Source organism: Pseudomonas hygromyciniae, from assembly GCF_016925675.1.
In the GTDB taxonomy this organism is placed as follows: Bacteria; Pseudomonadota; Gammaproteobacteria; order Pseudomonadales; family Pseudomonadaceae; genus Aquipseudomonas; species Aquipseudomonas hygromyciniae.
In genome coordinates, this window is sequence record NZ_CP070506.1 from 4,628,531 (window position 1) to 4,643,413 (window position 14,883).

13 protein-coding genes are annotated in these 14,883 nt (G+C 58.6%); 3 read left to right on the plus strand and 10 right to left on the minus strand.

Features of this window, described 5'->3' with window-relative positions:
- Positions 1-2 precede the first annotated feature (2 nt).
- Positions 3-3,035, plus strand: coding sequence for a multidrug efflux RND transporter permease subunit (locus JTY93_RS20700; protein WP_205476896.1), 3,033 nt, complete (start codon positions 3-5; stop codon positions 3,033-3,035).
- A gap of 124 nt (positions 3,036-3,159) precedes the next feature.
- Here JTY93_RS20700 and JTY93_RS20705 read toward each other — a convergent pair whose 3' ends face one another.
- The 5 genes from JTY93_RS20705 to colR all read right to left on the minus strand — a co-directional run bounded on the left by JTY93_RS20705 (position 3,160) and on the right by colR (position 6,929).
- Positions 3,160-3,387 (minus strand): hypothetical protein, encoded by a 228-nt coding sequence (locus tag JTY93_RS20705; protein ID WP_205476897.1) that lies wholly within the window; start codon positions 3,385-3,387, stop codon positions 3,160-3,162.
- A complete protein-coding gene (locus JTY93_RS20710) occupies positions 3,387-4,103 on the minus strand; it encodes a lipopolysaccharide kinase InaA family protein (RefSeq protein WP_205476898.1) in 717 nt (238 codons plus the stop codon). Before JTY93_RS20710 ends, JTY93_RS20705 begins: the two co-directional genes overlap by 1 nt.
- Before the next feature lie 4 nt (positions 4,104-4,107).
- Positions 4,108-4,788: a class I SAM-dependent methyltransferase gene (locus tag JTY93_RS20715; RefSeq protein WP_205476899.1), complete on the minus strand. Its 681-nt coding sequence runs from the start codon at positions 4,786-4,788 to the stop codon at positions 4,108-4,110.
- Positions 4,789-4,975: 187 nt separating this feature from the next.
- Positions 4,976-6,256 (minus strand): sensor histidine kinase, encoded by a 1,281-nt coding sequence (locus JTY93_RS20720; protein ID WP_205476900.1) that lies wholly within the window; start codon positions 6,254-6,256, stop codon positions 4,976-4,978.
- On the minus strand, positions 6,246-6,929 hold the full coding sequence (colR, locus tag JTY93_RS20725; protein WP_029295378.1) for a two-component system response regulator ColR: 684 nt from the start codon (positions 6,927-6,929) through the stop codon (positions 6,246-6,248). Before colR ends, JTY93_RS20720 begins: the two co-directional genes overlap by 11 nt.
- A 201-nt stretch (positions 6,930-7,130) precedes the next feature.
- Here colR and JTY93_RS20730 point away from each other — a divergent pair, with 201 nt between their 5' ends.
- Entirely contained in the window at positions 7,131-9,068 is a 1,938-nt protein-coding gene (locus tag JTY93_RS20730; protein WP_205476901.1) for an LTA synthase family protein, read from the plus strand.
- Positions 9,069-9,203: 135 nt separating this feature from the next.
- Here the strand turns inward: JTY93_RS20730 and JTY93_RS20735 are convergent.
- From JTY93_RS20735 to JTY93_RS20755, 5 genes are all read right to left on the minus strand, one after another.
- Positions 9,204-10,426, minus strand: a protein-coding gene (locus JTY93_RS20735) for an IS3 family transposase (protein ID WP_205480962.1) whose coding sequence is annotated in 2 segments (ribosomal slippage) — positions 9,204-10,075 and positions 10,075-10,426 — 1,224 coding nt in all. Because the reading frame shifts where the segments join, the coding sequence is not laid out codon by codon here.
- Positions 10,427-10,546: 120 nt separating this feature from the next.
- Positions 10,547-12,193 (minus strand): chaperonin GroEL, encoded by a 1,647-nt coding sequence (groL, locus tag JTY93_RS20740; RefSeq protein WP_205476538.1) that lies wholly within the window; start codon positions 12,191-12,193, stop codon positions 10,547-10,549.
- Between the two features lie 49 nt (positions 12,194-12,242).
- Positions 12,243-12,539 (minus strand): co-chaperone GroES, encoded by a 297-nt coding sequence (locus JTY93_RS20745; RefSeq protein ID WP_003175874.1) that lies wholly within the window; start codon positions 12,537-12,539, stop codon positions 12,243-12,245.
- A 229-nt stretch (positions 12,540-12,768) separates the two neighbouring features.
- Positions 12,769-13,245 carry an FxsA family protein gene (locus tag JTY93_RS20750; protein ID WP_057439377.1) on the minus strand — a complete coding sequence of 159 codons (477 nt, stop codon included), beginning with the start codon at positions 13,243-13,245 and terminating at the stop codon, positions 12,769-12,771.
- Between the two features lie 66 nt (positions 13,246-13,311).
- Positions 13,312-14,043: a HugZ family pyridoxamine 5'-phosphate oxidase gene (locus JTY93_RS20755; RefSeq protein ID WP_205476537.1), complete on the minus strand. Its 732-nt coding sequence runs from the start codon at positions 14,041-14,043 to the stop codon at positions 13,312-13,314.
- A gap of 75 nt (positions 14,044-14,118) precedes the next feature.
- Here JTY93_RS20755 and JTY93_RS20760 point away from each other — a divergent pair, with 75 nt between their 5' ends.
- On the plus strand, positions 14,119-14,877 hold the full coding sequence (locus JTY93_RS20760) for an SDR family oxidoreductase (RefSeq protein WP_205476536.1): 759 nt from the start codon (positions 14,119-14,121) through the stop codon (positions 14,875-14,877).
- The last annotated feature ends 6 nt before the right edge of the window (positions 14,878-14,883 follow it).

Here is a 14,883-nt window from a genome sequence, read left to right on the forward strand (position 1 = left end):
CCATGGCGTTTACCGACACGTTTATCCGCCGCCCGGTGCTGGCCATGGTGGTCAGCCTGCTGATCGTACTATTGGGTTTCCAGGCCTACAGCAAACTACCGTTGCGCCAATACCCGTCCATGGAGAATGCGCTGATCACGGTGACCACCGCTTACCCCGGGGCCAATGCCGAGACGATCCAGGGCTACATCACACAACCCTTGCAGCAAAGTCTGGCGAGCGCTGAAGGCATCGACTACATGACCTCGGTCAGTCGCCAGAACTTCTCGGTGATTTCCATCTATGCGCGGATCGGCGCCAACAGCGACCGCCTGTTCACCGAGCTGCTGGCCAAGGCCAACGAGGTCAAAAACAAACTGCCCCAGGACGCAGAAGACCCGGTATTGAGCAAAGAAGCCGCAGACGCCTCGGCGCTGATGTACATCAGTTTCTCCAGCCAGCAACTGAGCAACCCACAGATCACCGACTATCTATCGCGAGTGATCCAGCCCAAGCTGGCCACCCTGCCCGGCATGGCCGAGGCCGAGATCCTCGGTAACCAGGTATTTGCCATGCGCCTGTGGCTGGACCCGGTCAAGCTCGCGGGGTTCGGCCTGAGCGCCGGCGACGTGACCAATGCCGTGCGCAACTACAACTTTCTCTCCGCAGCCGGCGAAGTGAAGGGCGAGTATGTGGTCACCAGCATCAACGCCAACACCGACCTCAAGACCGCCGAAGCCTTCGCCGCCATCACCGTGAAGACCGATGGCGACAGCCGGGTGCTGCTCGGCGACGTGGCCCGGGTGGAAATGGGCGCGGAAAACTACAACGCCATCAGTTCCTTTGGCGGCACGCCCTCGGTGTATATCGGCATCAAGGCCACGCCCAGCGCCAACCCGCTGGATGTGATCAAGGAAGTACGCAAGCTGATGCCGGAGCTGGAGTCCCAGTTGCCGCCCAACCTCAAGGCAGAAATTGCCTACGACGCCACGCTGTTTATCCAGGCGTCCATCAACGAGGTGGTCAAGACCCTGTTTGAAGCGGTGCTGATCGTGATTGTCGTGGTGTTCCTGTTTCTCGGGGCGCTGCGCTCGGTGGTGATCCCGGTCGTCACCATTCCGCTGTCGATGATTGGCGTGCTGTTTTTCATGCAACTGATGGGCTACTCCATCAACCTGCTGACGCTGCTGGCAATGGTCCTGGCCATCGGTCTGGTGGTGGACGATGCAATTGTGGTGGTGGAGAACATCCACCGCCATATCGAAGACGGCAAGAAACCATTGGATGCCGCGTTGGAAGGCGCGCGGGAGATTGCGGTGCCGGTGGTGTCGATGACCATCACCCTGGCGGCGGTGTATGCACCCATCGGTTTCCTGGAGGGGCTGACCGGGGCCCTGTTCAAGGAGTTCGCCCTGACCCTGGCCGGTGCGGTGGTGATTTCCGGCATCGTCGCTCTGACGCTGTCGCCGATGATGTGCGCCCTGCTATTGCGCCACGACGAAAACCCCAGCGGCCTGGCCCATCGCCTGGATCGGATCTTCGAAGGCCTCAAGCGCCGCTACCAGAGCCTGTTGCACGGCACCTTGAACACCCGGCCGGTGGTGATCGTGTTTGCCCTGATCGTGCTGTGCCTGATCCCGGTGTTCCTAAAATTCACCCAGTCGCAACTGGCTCCGGACGAAGACCAGGGCATTATCTTCATGATTGCCAGCGCGCCGCAGCCGACCAACCTGGACTACCTGAACACCTATACCGACGAGTTCATCACGATTTTCAAGGACTTCCCGGAGTACTACTCCTCGTTCCAGATCAATGGGTTCAATGGTGTGCAATCGGGCATCGGCGGCTTCCTGCTCAAGCCGTGGAACGAGCGCGAGCGCACCCAGATGCAAATCCTGCCTGAGGTGCAAAAACGCCTGGAGCAGATTCCGGGCTTGCAGGTATTCGGCTTCAACCTGCCATCGCTGCCGGGCACCGGCGAGGGCCTGCCCTTTGGTTTTGTGATCAACACGCCCAATGACTATGAGTCACTGCTGCAAGTGGCCGACCGTGTGAAAAAACGCGCCATGGAGTCCGGCAAGTTCGCCTTTGTGGATATCGACCTGGCGTTCGACAAACCCGAGGTGGTGGTGGATATCGACCGTGCCAAGGCGGCGCAGATGGGCGTCTCGATGCAGGATCTGGGCAGCACCCTGGCGACCTTGCTGGCGGAGGCGGAAATCAACCGGTTCACCATTGATGGCCGCAGCTACAAGGTCATCGCCCAGGTCGAGCGGGCCTACCGGGACAACCCCGAATGGCTGAACAATTACTACGTGAAAAACGCCCAGGGCGAACTGCTGCCGCTGTCGACCCTGATCAGCGTCAGCGACCGCGCCCGGCCGCGCCAACTGAACCAGTTCCAGCAACTCAACTCGGCGCTGATCTCGGGCTTTCCGATTGTCAGCATGGGCGAGGCCATCGACACCGTGCGCCAGATCGCCATCGAAGAAACCCCGGCCGGCTACGCCTTCGACTACAGCGGCGCCTCGCGCCAGTTCATCCAGGAAGGCAGCGCACTGTGGGTCACCTTTGGCTTGGCACTGGCGATCATCTTCCTGGTGCTGGCGGCGCAGTTCGAGAGCTTCCGTGACCCACTGGTAATACTGGTGACGGTGCCGCTGTCGATCTGCGGCGCGCTGATCCCGTTGTTCCTCGGTTGGTCGAGCATGAACATCTACACCCAGGTGGGGTTGGTGACGTTGATCGGGCTGATCAGCAAGCATGGGATTCTGATCGTCGAGTTTGCCAACCAGTTGCGCAAGGACAAGGGGCTGACACCCCGCGAAGCCGTGGAAGAAGCCGCGGCGATTCGCCTGCGCCCGGTATTGATGACCACCGCGGCGATGGTGTTTGGCATGGTGCCGTTGATCTTTGCCACGGGCGCGGGGGCGGTCAGCCGGTTTGATATCGGGATGGTGATTGCTACGGGGATGTCGGTGGGTACGCTGTTTACGTTGTTCGTATTGCCGTGTGTGTATACGTTGTTGGCCAAGCGTGATCCCTTGGCTGATTGAGTACCTATCCATTGGCGCGGCAACGGCACTGACTTGTGGGGAGGGGGCTAGTCCCCCTCGCCACAAGTACGCACAAAACAAAAGGCCTCGCTATGCGAGGCCTTTTACAGGGGCGTCAATCTCTTCAACTGGCTGGCCTCATCCCTTGGGACATCCCGAACATAAACAGCAAAAGCTGATGGTCAGGCTGCGTAACCCCCGTGGTCTTGGCGATCCGTGGCAGCGGGCATTGCCCACCACTGTGCACCGCGCTGAGGACTTCTGTGCGGGGCTGCTCCCAGGCAGCCAGGGCCAGGGAGGCGATGCCCAAGGCCCCCACCAGAAACAAACCTCGTGCTATTTCTAGCTTCATTAGGTTAAACCCTTGATAGCGCTGCCAAACGCCGTTTCGTAAAAGTAGCTGAGTTTTTGCCAGTCGGCGGCATTCCACGACGAATGGCGACGCAATTGCTGCATGTCATGGGCGGCGGCCCGCCGGGCGGTCAAGCGTTGGCGACACTTTTCCAGATCCAGTAGCGCCACTTCGACCGTCGCCCCCTCACCCGCCCCGCTGACCCGCACAAAGATATGCTTGCTGTACAAGCAGCCATGCTGCCAACGCCCTTTGTGCATGCGCGCCAGGGTTTGCGCCAGTTCATCAAGCAGTCGCTCGTGCGCCAGTTCCCCGCATTGCTCGCGGCCACCGGCGGCGTACCAGCTATCGATTTCCTCGAAACCCTCCAATGACGCCGTCACCAACAAGGCCTTCCATTGATGTTCAGGGTCACGACGGGCGCCACAGAACACCAACTCCGGAACACCGACATCGAGCAAACGCAGGCCCCTGAGCGCATCACGCTCACGCAGCACCGTAGGCCGCCCAAAGGGGTGCAGCCAGCTGCGATAGGTATGACCGGTCTGGCGCTTGCTGTAGAGCAACCGCCCATGGGTCCCGATCACCCGCTGTACACCGCTTTCGCCACCTCGACGTTGATTGGGTTCCTCGACCCACTCGCCCTGCTGCCGCCAAAAATAATCAAACCGCTCTTCGGGAGCTACGTGACTGCCTGCTACGTACTCTACTGCCATCCTGCTACCTCTTGCGCAATACATACACACGCCACATGGCGTACAGCGGTATGAAGTCCAAATACTCCTGGACGCGGAAACCAGCTTGCTCAAACTCAGCCTCAACAGTAGCAGCCGGTAACACAAATCGATTTCGGTAACCCTCCTGCTCACTTTTGTTGCGGCGCTGCACTTCCAGGCGCTTGCGTTTCCAGGCCTTGAAGTTGCCATCCACCCACAATGAAATGATCACGCTGTCGCGGGTAACTCGTTGAAATTCCTTCAATATCGCCATTCGGTGCGCAGGCTCGCCAATGTGGTGCAACAGGCGCATGCAAAAAATGCTGTCCACGGCGTTATCGGGCAAATCGATATCAAAGGCAGATGTCTGCAAGGGCCGTACCTGCTGGACCACCTCAGAGGGTTGCGCCGCCATGGCGATGTTCAGCATGGACTCGGAATTGTCCGCACCGATAACGATCCGGTTGGGCTTTTCTGTCAGCAGCGGCCAGAAACGTCCGGCACCGCACGGCAAGTCCAATACCAAGCCAGGCTCACCGGCCATCGCCAGCGCACCACGGGCCAATTGCTCGTCACGTTTGTGGGATAACCGGCGCGCCAAAGTGTCCTGGTGTTTAAGCAAGTACTGCTGAGCGTGCCGGTCGTCGTACTTGTCGGAAAATTCAAGCTTGATCGGGGTAGCCATCAACGGGCCTCCTGGACTGATGCCTACAACCTTAAGCAGTCGCACGTCATCCGCAGGTCAACCCTTTGTGAAAAAAACGTCCCGTCCAACCCCAAAGAATTACAAGGTTTTACAGGGAAAAAGCATGGCAGGAGGCCATCTTCGTCGAGCAGGAGGGAGTCTGCCCCAGGATAGGGGCAGGAACGGATCAGGGTTTGACGTGGCTCAATTCAACATGGAAACGGCAGCCGCTGGGTTCCATGGTGCTGAGACTGACGACCCAGCCCTGGTTATCGCAGATCCGTTGCACCAGCGATAACCCCAGGCCCAGGCCATCGCCGCGTTTTTCATTGCCGCGTACAAAGGGCTCGAACATGGCTTCGCGCTTGTCCTCGGGGATGCCCACGCCGCTGTCTTCCACCACAAACCCCGTGGGTTCCAGGGTCAGGCGGATAAAACCCTGTTCCGTGTAATGCAGGGCGTTGCGCAACAGGTTACCCATCACCGCATGCAAAAAGGTCGCGTTGTAGCAGATATCGAGGGGGCTGCCCGGCTGGTAGAACAGCTCGATGCCCTTGCGCTCGATGGGTTCACGCCAGATTCCCAGCAAGTCCTCGGCGACTTGGGTCAGGCTGACCTGGGGTGACATGGTGGTGTCGTCATGCTGGGCACGGGCCAGCATCAGGAAGGTTTGCACCAGCTCGCGCATTTCCTCGCAGGCCCGGGCGATGCGCTCGACCTGTTTGCGCCCCCGTGAATCAATGGCCGGGTTTTCCAGCAGCAGTTCGCAGGAACTGGCCAGCACCATCAGCGGCGTTCGCAGTTCATGGCTGACATCACTGGTAAACAGGCGCTCACGGGTCAGCGCCTGGCGCAGGCGGCCGAGGGTGGCGTCGAACGCCACTGCCAGCTCGCCCACTTCGTCGGCGGCGTAGTCCGGGGCCAACGGCGGGGCCAGGCCCAACAATTGGTCACGATGACGCACCTGGCGCGCCAGGCGCACCACCGGAGCCATCACCTTGCGGGCCAGAACCCAGCCGAGGAATACCGCCAGCGCCAGGCTGAGGACAAACCCCACCAGCACCACCGCAAACAGCACCCGCTCGCGCTCTTCAAAATCGCTCTGGTCTTGCAGTAGGACATAACGCCGGCCGTCTACGATCTCGACCATGGCGTGGTAGGACAGCGCTTCGCGAAACACCTCGTGAAAGCCCGCATCCAGATGCCGCAAGTCCTTGGGCAGCTCAAAATCCCCGCGCCCGCCGCTGAAGTAGAACAACTGGTCCGGCTCGGGCCGGTGGCGCCAGTCTTCGACACTGTCCATCAGCAGCAGGCGTTGCAAATCGCCGCCCAGGCCCGCTGAAATCAGTTTTTCTTCCACCAGGTGCACCGTGGCGATGATGCCCATGGCAAAGGCGCCCGCCACCAGCGCGCTCATCAGCGCAAAGGCAATGATGATCCGCTGGGCAAGGCTTTGCTTAAACTCCATCACGGCCCTCGGCCAAGCGATAACCCACGCCATGCACGGTTTGCAGCAATGGCTTGGCAAATGGCTTGTCGATCACCTGGCGCAGTTGGTGGACATGGCTGCGCAGGCTGTCGCTGTCCGGGCAGTCATCGCCCCACAGGGCTTCTTCCAACACTTCGCGACGCAGGACGTGAGGGCTTTTCTGCATCAGCACGGCGAGCAGTTTCAGGCCGACCGGGTTGAGCTTGAGCAAACGCCCTTCGCGGGTCACTTCCAGGGTATCGAGGTCGTAGGACAGATCACCGACTTGCAGCTCCCGCCGACCACCGCCCTGGGCCCGACGCAGCACCGCTTCGATACGTGCGGCCAACTCCGACAGGGCAAACGGCTTGAGCAGGTAGTCGTCGGCACCCGACTTGAAACCTTGCAGGCGGTCGTCCAATTGATCGCGAGCGGTGAGCATGATCACCGGCGTATCGCGACGCGCATCTTCACGCAGGCGTTTGCACAGGGTGTAGCCATCAATGCCAGGCAGCATGATATCGAGCACGATCAGGTCGTAATGCTCGGTGGCGGCCAGGTGCAGGCCTGACAAACCGTCCTGCGCACAGTCCACGGTGTAGCCCTTGAGCCCCAGGTAATCCGCCAGGTTGGCCAGAATATCGCGGTTGTCTTCAACCAATAAAATTCGCATGGGCAGTGTCTCCGTACGCGGTAACGGCCGTGTTGGCTCGCGCAGCTTAAGGCCAAGTATGGCTTACCGCTAGGGCTGAACGGTCAACCTATAAATCTTTTCAACCGATTGCCCATTGCAACGAGTTTTTCACTATCGCTTCACAGCTCGACTACAGTGCCAGAGTGAAAATCGCCCCCCATTGATATAAGGAACTTGGATATGGGTTTTATCAAAACTGCGCCAATGCGCTATTTGCTGTTGGTAACCGGCGCCTGGCTGGTCATTTTTCTATTGACCCGCAGCGTACTGCTCCTAACCCACATGGATGAAGTCAGCGGCAACCTGCTGCCGGTGTTCGGCGTGGGCCTGCTCTACGACCTGGGTTTCCTGGCCTATGCCGCGCTGCCCCTGGGCCTGTATCTGCTGCTGTGCCCACCCGCTCTCTGGCGGCGACGCGGCCATCGCTGGTTACTGCAAGGCGTACTGACCGTCAGCCTGTTCGCCATGTTGTTCACCTCCGTGGCCGAATGGTTGTTCTGGGATGAGTTCGGCGTACGCTTCAATTTTATTGCCGTCGATTACCTGGTGTACTCCGATGAGGTGTTGAACAACCTGTTGGAGTCCTACCCGATCGGCAAACTGTTGAGCCTGTTGGCGATACTGGCGATTGTCTTGAGCCTGGCCTTGCGCAAACTGTTCAACGCCGCACTCGACTCGCCGCTGCCGGCCATGCGCGGGCGCTTGGTCAATGCCTTGGGATTGCTGGTAGTCGCCGGCCTGAGCCTGCAGTTGGTCAGCCAGGAAAGCCCACGTAGCCAGGGTGGTAACGCCTATAACAACGAACTGGCCAGCAATGGCCCTTACCAATTCTTCGCCGCGTTCCGCAACAATGAACTGGACTACAGCCAATTCTACAAAAGCCTGCCGGCCGACATTGTGGCCCGCCAATTACGTGCGGAACTCAGTGAACCCAATGCCCGTTTCATCGGCAATGATCCACTGAATATCCGCCGCGCCATCGACAACCCCGGCATCCTGCGCAAACCCAATATCGTGCTGGTGACCATCGAAAGTTTCAGCGCCAAATACATGGGCAGTAATGGCGATAGACGTAACCTGACCCCCAACCTTGATGAGTTGCGTAAACACAGCCTGTATTTCAACAATTTCTACGCCACCGGTACCCGCACCGACCGCGGCCTGGAGGCCATCACCCTGGCCATCCCGCCCACTCCGGGGCGCTCCATCGTCAAGCGGATTGGCCGGGAAAGCGGCTTTGCCAGCCTGGGTCAACAGCTCAGTGCAATCGGTTATGACAGCGTGTTTGTGTATGGTGGCCGCGGCTACTTCGACAATATGAATGCATTTTTCAGCGGCAACGGTTACCGGGTGGTCGACCAGAGCAGTGTCGCCGAATCCGAAATCAGCTTTAAAAACGCCTGGGGCATGGCCGATGAAGACCTCTTCAAGCAAACCTTGAAGCTGGCGGATGCCGGTTATGCCAAGCAGCAACCGTTCCTGTTGCAGTTGATGACCACCTCCAACCACCGGCCCTACACCTATCCGGATGGCAGGATCGACATCAAGTCCGGCAATGGTCGCGACGGTGCGGTGAAATATACCGACTACGCCATCGGACAGTTCCTGCAGGCGGCACGCCAAAAACCGTGGTTCGACAATACGATCTTCGTGTTTGTCGCCGACCACACTGCCGGCAGCGCGGGCCAGGAAGACTTGCCCATCGCCAACTACCAGATTCCGTTGTTTATCTACGCGCCGAAATTGATCGAGGCCCGGGAAAGCGCACAACTGGCCAGCCAGATCGACATCGCCCCGACCCTTCTGGGCCTGTTGAACCTGAGCTATGAATCGACGTTTTTCGGCCGCAACCTGTTGCAGGACAACCCGCTGCCACCTCGTGTGGTGGTCGGCAACTATCAGCACCTGGGCTTGTTTGACGGTACCAACCTGGCCATCCTCAGCCCACGCCAAGGCCTGCGGCGCCATGACCAGGCCCTGGGGGCAAGCCAGGAATCGCGGAGCAACAGCGATGATCCGCTGATCCTGCGCGCGATCACTTACTACCAGGCGGCCAGTTATAACTTCAAGCAACACCTACTGAACTGGAAGTTACACAAGAGCGCAGCAGCCCTGTAGGAGCGAGCTTGCTCGCGAAGAACCTGAGGGCGATGCATTTGTTCATGGTGAACGCGTTATCGTTGACGTTTTTCGCGAGCAAGCTCGCTCCTACAAGGTGTCTAGTCCTGAAATAGGTTTACACCTGTTTCAGTCTCAAAACGCCCGATGCACCGCATCGGGCGTTTTGTATTTCAGGGACAGGTGTGGCCGTTCCCCGTTGTAGATCAGCACCGATTCATCCACCATTTTCACTGCTTCCGCCAGGTTTTTAGGGCGGCACAGCAAAAGCTCGGTCTTCAAGATCCCGTTTATCCTTTCTGCCAGAGCATTCTGGTAGCAGTCATATCCGTCGGTCATTGAGCATCTAACGTTATGGCTAGCGTGCAAGCGCTGGTAAAGCTCGGAGCAGTATTGGGCTCCACGGTCTGAGTGATGGATCAGTGGCAGCTTGCTTCGACGTTTGCTAATTGCTTTTTCCATCGCTTTGATCACCGACTCGGTATGCAAGCTCTCATGCACATGATGGCCTACGATCTTGCGCGAGTAAGCGTCTGTCACGAGGCTCACGTAGGCGACGCTTTCCTGTGTCGGAAGGTAGGTTATATCTGCGACCCAGACATGCTCGGGCCTGCTGGCAACGATTTGTCCTGGACCCTCTTTGAGCAAATTCGGATGGCGGCGAAAGCGGTGATGGCTGTCCGTCGTTTTGTGGTAAGCCCGTTTGCGCACCACCAGTTCTCGAGCGTTGCGCAAGATGCTAAACAGGCGGTCTCTACCGACCCGCACTGGCGCGCCAACTTCGACGCTCATCAGGTAATGCAGCTTGCGCGTGCCTATCCTGGGCTGGCGGCGGCGCTTTTCAAGAACAAAGTCCATGACCTCTTGATCTTGACGAGTCCTTGCGTCAAAAGCTCGATTACGTTGGTAATACGCTTGGCGCGAAATGCCCATGAACAGGCAAGCCCTGGTGATGCTCAGGTCTTGGATTTGCCCTTGCGAGAGGACTTGCCGAGTCGCTTTTTTACGACGCAAACACCGTAGTCATTCTTCAGAACATTCACGACGGCTTCGAAGAATTGCGCCTTCTGATTGCTTAGCGCCAGCTGTTCTTCGAGCTCTTTGATCCGCTGCTCGGGTGTCAGCGGGAGGGTTTGCTCGGTCATGGACCTGCTCCTCGGCTCTCGAATTGAGGCGCCTTGGCTCCAGTCCTGCCGGCCATGCTTGCGTAGCCAGACCAGTACCGTGGACCGGCCCTGAATGCCGTAGCGCCGTTGAGCCTCTTTATAACTCAACTCGCCCTTTTCGACCTGGTCTACGACCGATAATTTAAAGGCTAGCGTGTAGTCACGCTGGCTCCGCCTTTTGCCCGAATCCATTGGTTCCTCCTGAAGATAGGTCAGAAGGTGTAAACCTTATTCAGGACGGGACAAGGCACATAAAAAAGCCCCGCCAGCATGACGCTGGCGGGGCTTTTTCAGTACAGGGGTAAGGCTGGCTTACATCATGCCGCCCATGCCACCCATGCCGCCCATGTCTGGCATACCGCCGCCAGCCGAGCCTTCTTTCTTCGGTGCATCAGCGATCGCAGCTTCGGTGGTCAGGATCAGACCGCCGATGGAGGATGCTGCTTGCAGCGCCGAACGAGTCACCTTGGTTGGGTCCAGGATGCCCATTTCGATCATGTCGCCGTAGACGCCAGTCGCAGCGTTGTAACCGTAGTTACCTTTGCCGTTCTTGACTTCGTTGACCACAACGCTTGGCTCGTCGCCGGAGTTGGCAGCGATCTGGCGCAGCGGTGCTTCAACAGCACGACGCAGTACAGCAATACCCACGTTCTGGTCAGCATTGTCGCCGGTCAGGCCGGTCAGGGCTTCCAGAGCACGGATCAGCGCAACGCCACCGCCAGGTACCACGCCTTCTTCAACGGCTGCACGGGTTGCGTGCAGGGCGTCTTCAACGCGGGCTTTCTTCTCTTTCATTTCAACTTCGGAACCAGCGCCAACCTTGATCACTGCAACGCCGCCTGACAGCTTGGCCAGACGCTCTTGCAGTTTTTCACGGTCGTAGTCCGAGGAGGTTTCAGCAACCTGGGCACGGATCTGGGTGATGCGCGCCTGGATGTCCTGCTCAACGCCAGCACCGTCAACGATGATGGTGTTTTCCTTGGAGATGGTCACGCGCTTGGCGCTACCCAGGTTTTCCAGGGTGGCGCTTTCCAGGCTCAGGCCGATCTCTTCGGAGATAACGGTACCGCCGGTCAGAACGGCGATGTCCTGCAGCATGGCCTTGCGACGGTCGCCGAAGCCTGGAGCCTTGACGGCTGCGACTTTAACGATACCGCGCATGTTGTTCACAACCAGAGTCGCCAGGGCTTCGCCTTCAACGTCTTCGGAAACGATCAGCAGTGGACGGCCGGCTTTGGCAACGGCTTCCAGCACTGGCAGCATTTCACGGATGTTCGAGATCTTTTTGTCGACCAGCAGGATCAGCGGGCTGTCCAGCTCGGCAACCATGGTCTCAGGCTTGTTGACGAAGTACGGGGACAGGTAGCCACGGTCGAACTGCATGCCTTCTACAACCGACAGTTCGTTTTCCAGGCCAGTGCCTTCTTCAACAGTGATCACGCCTTCTTTACCGACTTTTTCCATGGCTTCGGCAATGATGTCGCCGATGGAGCTGTCGGAGTTGGCGGAAATGGTGCCTACCTGAGCGATAGCCTTGGTGTCAGCGCATGGCTTGGACAGGTTTTTCAGCTCAGCAACGATGGCGATGGTCGCCTTATCGATGCCGCGCTTGAGGTCCATCGGGTTCATGCCGGCAGCGACGGCTTTGTAGCCTTCGTTGACGATTGCCTGAGCCAGAACGGTGGCGGTGGTGGTGCCGTCGCCTGCGTCATCGTTGGCACGGGAGGCAACGTCTTTGACCAGCTGCGCGCCCATGTTTTCGAAACGGTCTTCCAGTTCGATTTCTTTGGCTACGGAAACGCCGTCCTTGGTGATGGTCGGAGCGCCGAAGCTCTTCTCGATGATCACGTTACGGCCTTTCGGGCCCAGGGTCGCTTTTACTGCGTCAGCCAGGATGTTGACACCGGTGAGCATTTTCTTGCGGGCGGAATCGCCGAATTTAACTTCTTTAGCAGCCATGATCGATATTCCTTAAATACTTTGTAGTAACGGGAAAATGAACGGGGAATCAGTCTTCCAGAACGGCGAGAATCTCGTTCTCAGCCATAACCAGCAGGTCTTCGCCGTCGACTTTCACAGTGTTGCTGCCGGAGTAAGGACCGAATACAACCTTGTCACCGACTTTAACGGCCAGCGCACGCACGTCACCATTTTCCAGAGTCTTGCCTGGGCCTGCAGCGACGATCACACCGTGGTTGGCTTTTTCAGCAGCCGAACCTGGCAGAACGATACCGCCAGCGGTTTTCTTTTCTTCTTCGCTGCGACGGATAACGACGCGGTCGTGCAGAGGACGAAGCTTGCTCATTGTCGATCTCTCCTAATTGTAAGTTTCATCGGCCGGTATCAGTACCGGCTGGTTGTAATCCGGCGGTGCCGGTCGCGGTTCGCCAGGCGAAACGCGGAAGTCTGTCTGGTGTCGCCACCAGAAACCTTGCGGTGACCGTTACATAAGGGCGTATATGCTTATTACAAGGGCCACAAGTGAAAATTTTTGTGTCAGCAAGGCACCCAAAGGCGCCTTATCTGGGATGACGTTACTTGGAGTCGCGGTGTTCGAACTCACCTTCGATCACATCACCTTCACGCCCCAGGGGCTGGCGAGGTGCCGGGCCGCCACGTGGCTGCAGGTCGTCGGCAAAGGCGCGCTGGCGGATCGCCGCTTCTTCGGCACGCTGGCGCAACTTGCCTGCCAGCAACCGACGAGTGAATGGCAGCAGCAGGATCAAGCCCAGCACATCGCTGACAAAACCCGGCACGATCAACAGGCCACCGGCCAAGGCCATCATCAGGCCTTCAAGCATCGTCTGGGCTGGCAGTTCGCCGCGATTCAGGCTTTCACGGGCACGCAGTGCAGTGGCCAGGCCGGCGATACGCAGCACGAACACGCCGAGCATCGAGCCGAGAATGATCAGCAGCAGCGCCGGGAAAAACCCGATAGCCCCGCTGACCTTGACGAATACGAACAGCTCCAGCACCGGAAACAGCAGAAAGAGCAATAAAAAAGGGCGCATCAAATGGTTCCTCAACGCAAGAATGCCTTGCTACTAGACCTTAGATGACGTCGCCCTTTCGTGAATTCAAGCTTCGGTAACAGCTTTTTTCGGCCAGACCTGGGCGTGAGCCAGGGAAACCAAGGCCTCGCGCACTTGTGTCGGGGTATTGCAAGTCGCGGCAAAGGGCAGCCAATGCACGCCCAGGCCAATGCGCAAGTGCATGCCTTCGCTGTCGATGCCGACCAGTTGTGCGGGCTCGAACGTCGGCAGGCCAGCCAGCTCGACGTAATGGGCAATGGCCTTGGTGTGATCGCTGTTCATGTGCTCGATCATGCTCAGCTCGGCCTTGCCAGCAAACGGGTTGGCCAGGGTCAGTTGGTCAACCCAGTGGATCGCGCCGAAGCCGCCGATATAACGATGACGCACCGGCCTGAGCACCCAGAAATCGAAGTCATGGGCCTTGTGGTAGTTCGCCGAATCCGGGAAATACCGGTAGTAACGCTCGGCGGCAGCGGCGATGGCCGCCTCGTCCGCGAGCTTTTCGGCTTCGGCCAGGTAGGTTAGGCGCCCGACGGCCTGCACGTCATTCGCCTCACGCTCGCCCACCAGCAGTGAGCATTTTGGATCTTTTTGCAGGTTATGGGTGTGCTGGGCGATACGGCTGATCAGGATCAGCGGCCGGCCCTCTGCGTCCAGGCAATAAGGCACCACCGAACCAAAGGGAAAGCCAGGCATGGCCTTGGAGTGTGTGGCGAGCGCCCCACGGTATTCCTTGAGCAGTAGTTCTCGGGCATTCTTGGCAACGTGGACGCTCAACTTATGACTCCTTCGATAAGATCCGTCATAAAACGGACTTGGACAACCGCTTAAATCTGCTCACAGGACATGCGAATGCATCTCAACGACAAAGTAATCATTATCACCGGCGGTTGCCAGGGTTTGGGCCGCTCCATGGCCGAGTATTTTGCAAGCAAAGGTGCCCACCTGGCGCTGGTGGACCTCAATCAGGAAAAGCTCGATGCCGCAGTGGCTGCATGCCAGTCCCATGGCGTCACCGCACGCAGCTATCTATGCAACGTGGCAGATGAAGAACAGGTGATCCATACCGTGGCCCGGATCGCCGATGATTTCGGCGCGATCCACGGTTTGATCAACAACGCTGGAATCCTGCGCGATGGCTTGCTGCTCAAGGTCAAGGACGGCGAGATGACCAAGATGAGCCTGGCCCAGTGGCAGGCGGTGATCGACGTCAATCTGACCGGCGTTTTCCTCTGCACCCGCGAAGTGGCGGCGAAGATGGTCGAGCTGAAAAACCAGGGCGCCATTATCAACATCTCGTCGATCTCCCGCGCGGGGAATGTGGGCCAGACCAACTATTCGGCGGCCAAGGCCGGCGTAGCCGCAGCGACGGTGACCTGGGCCAAGGAACTGGCGCGTTATGGCATCCGTGTAGCGGGGATTGCGCCGGGCTTTATCGAAACCGAAATGACGCTGGGCATGAAGCCCGAAGCATTGGAGAAGATGACGTCGGGGATTCCGCTCAAGCGCATGGGCCGGCCACAAGAGATCGCCCACTCGGCGGCCTATATCTTCGAGAACGACTACTACACCGGGCGCATCCTGGAGCTGGATGGCGGGTTGCGGTTGTAATAGCAG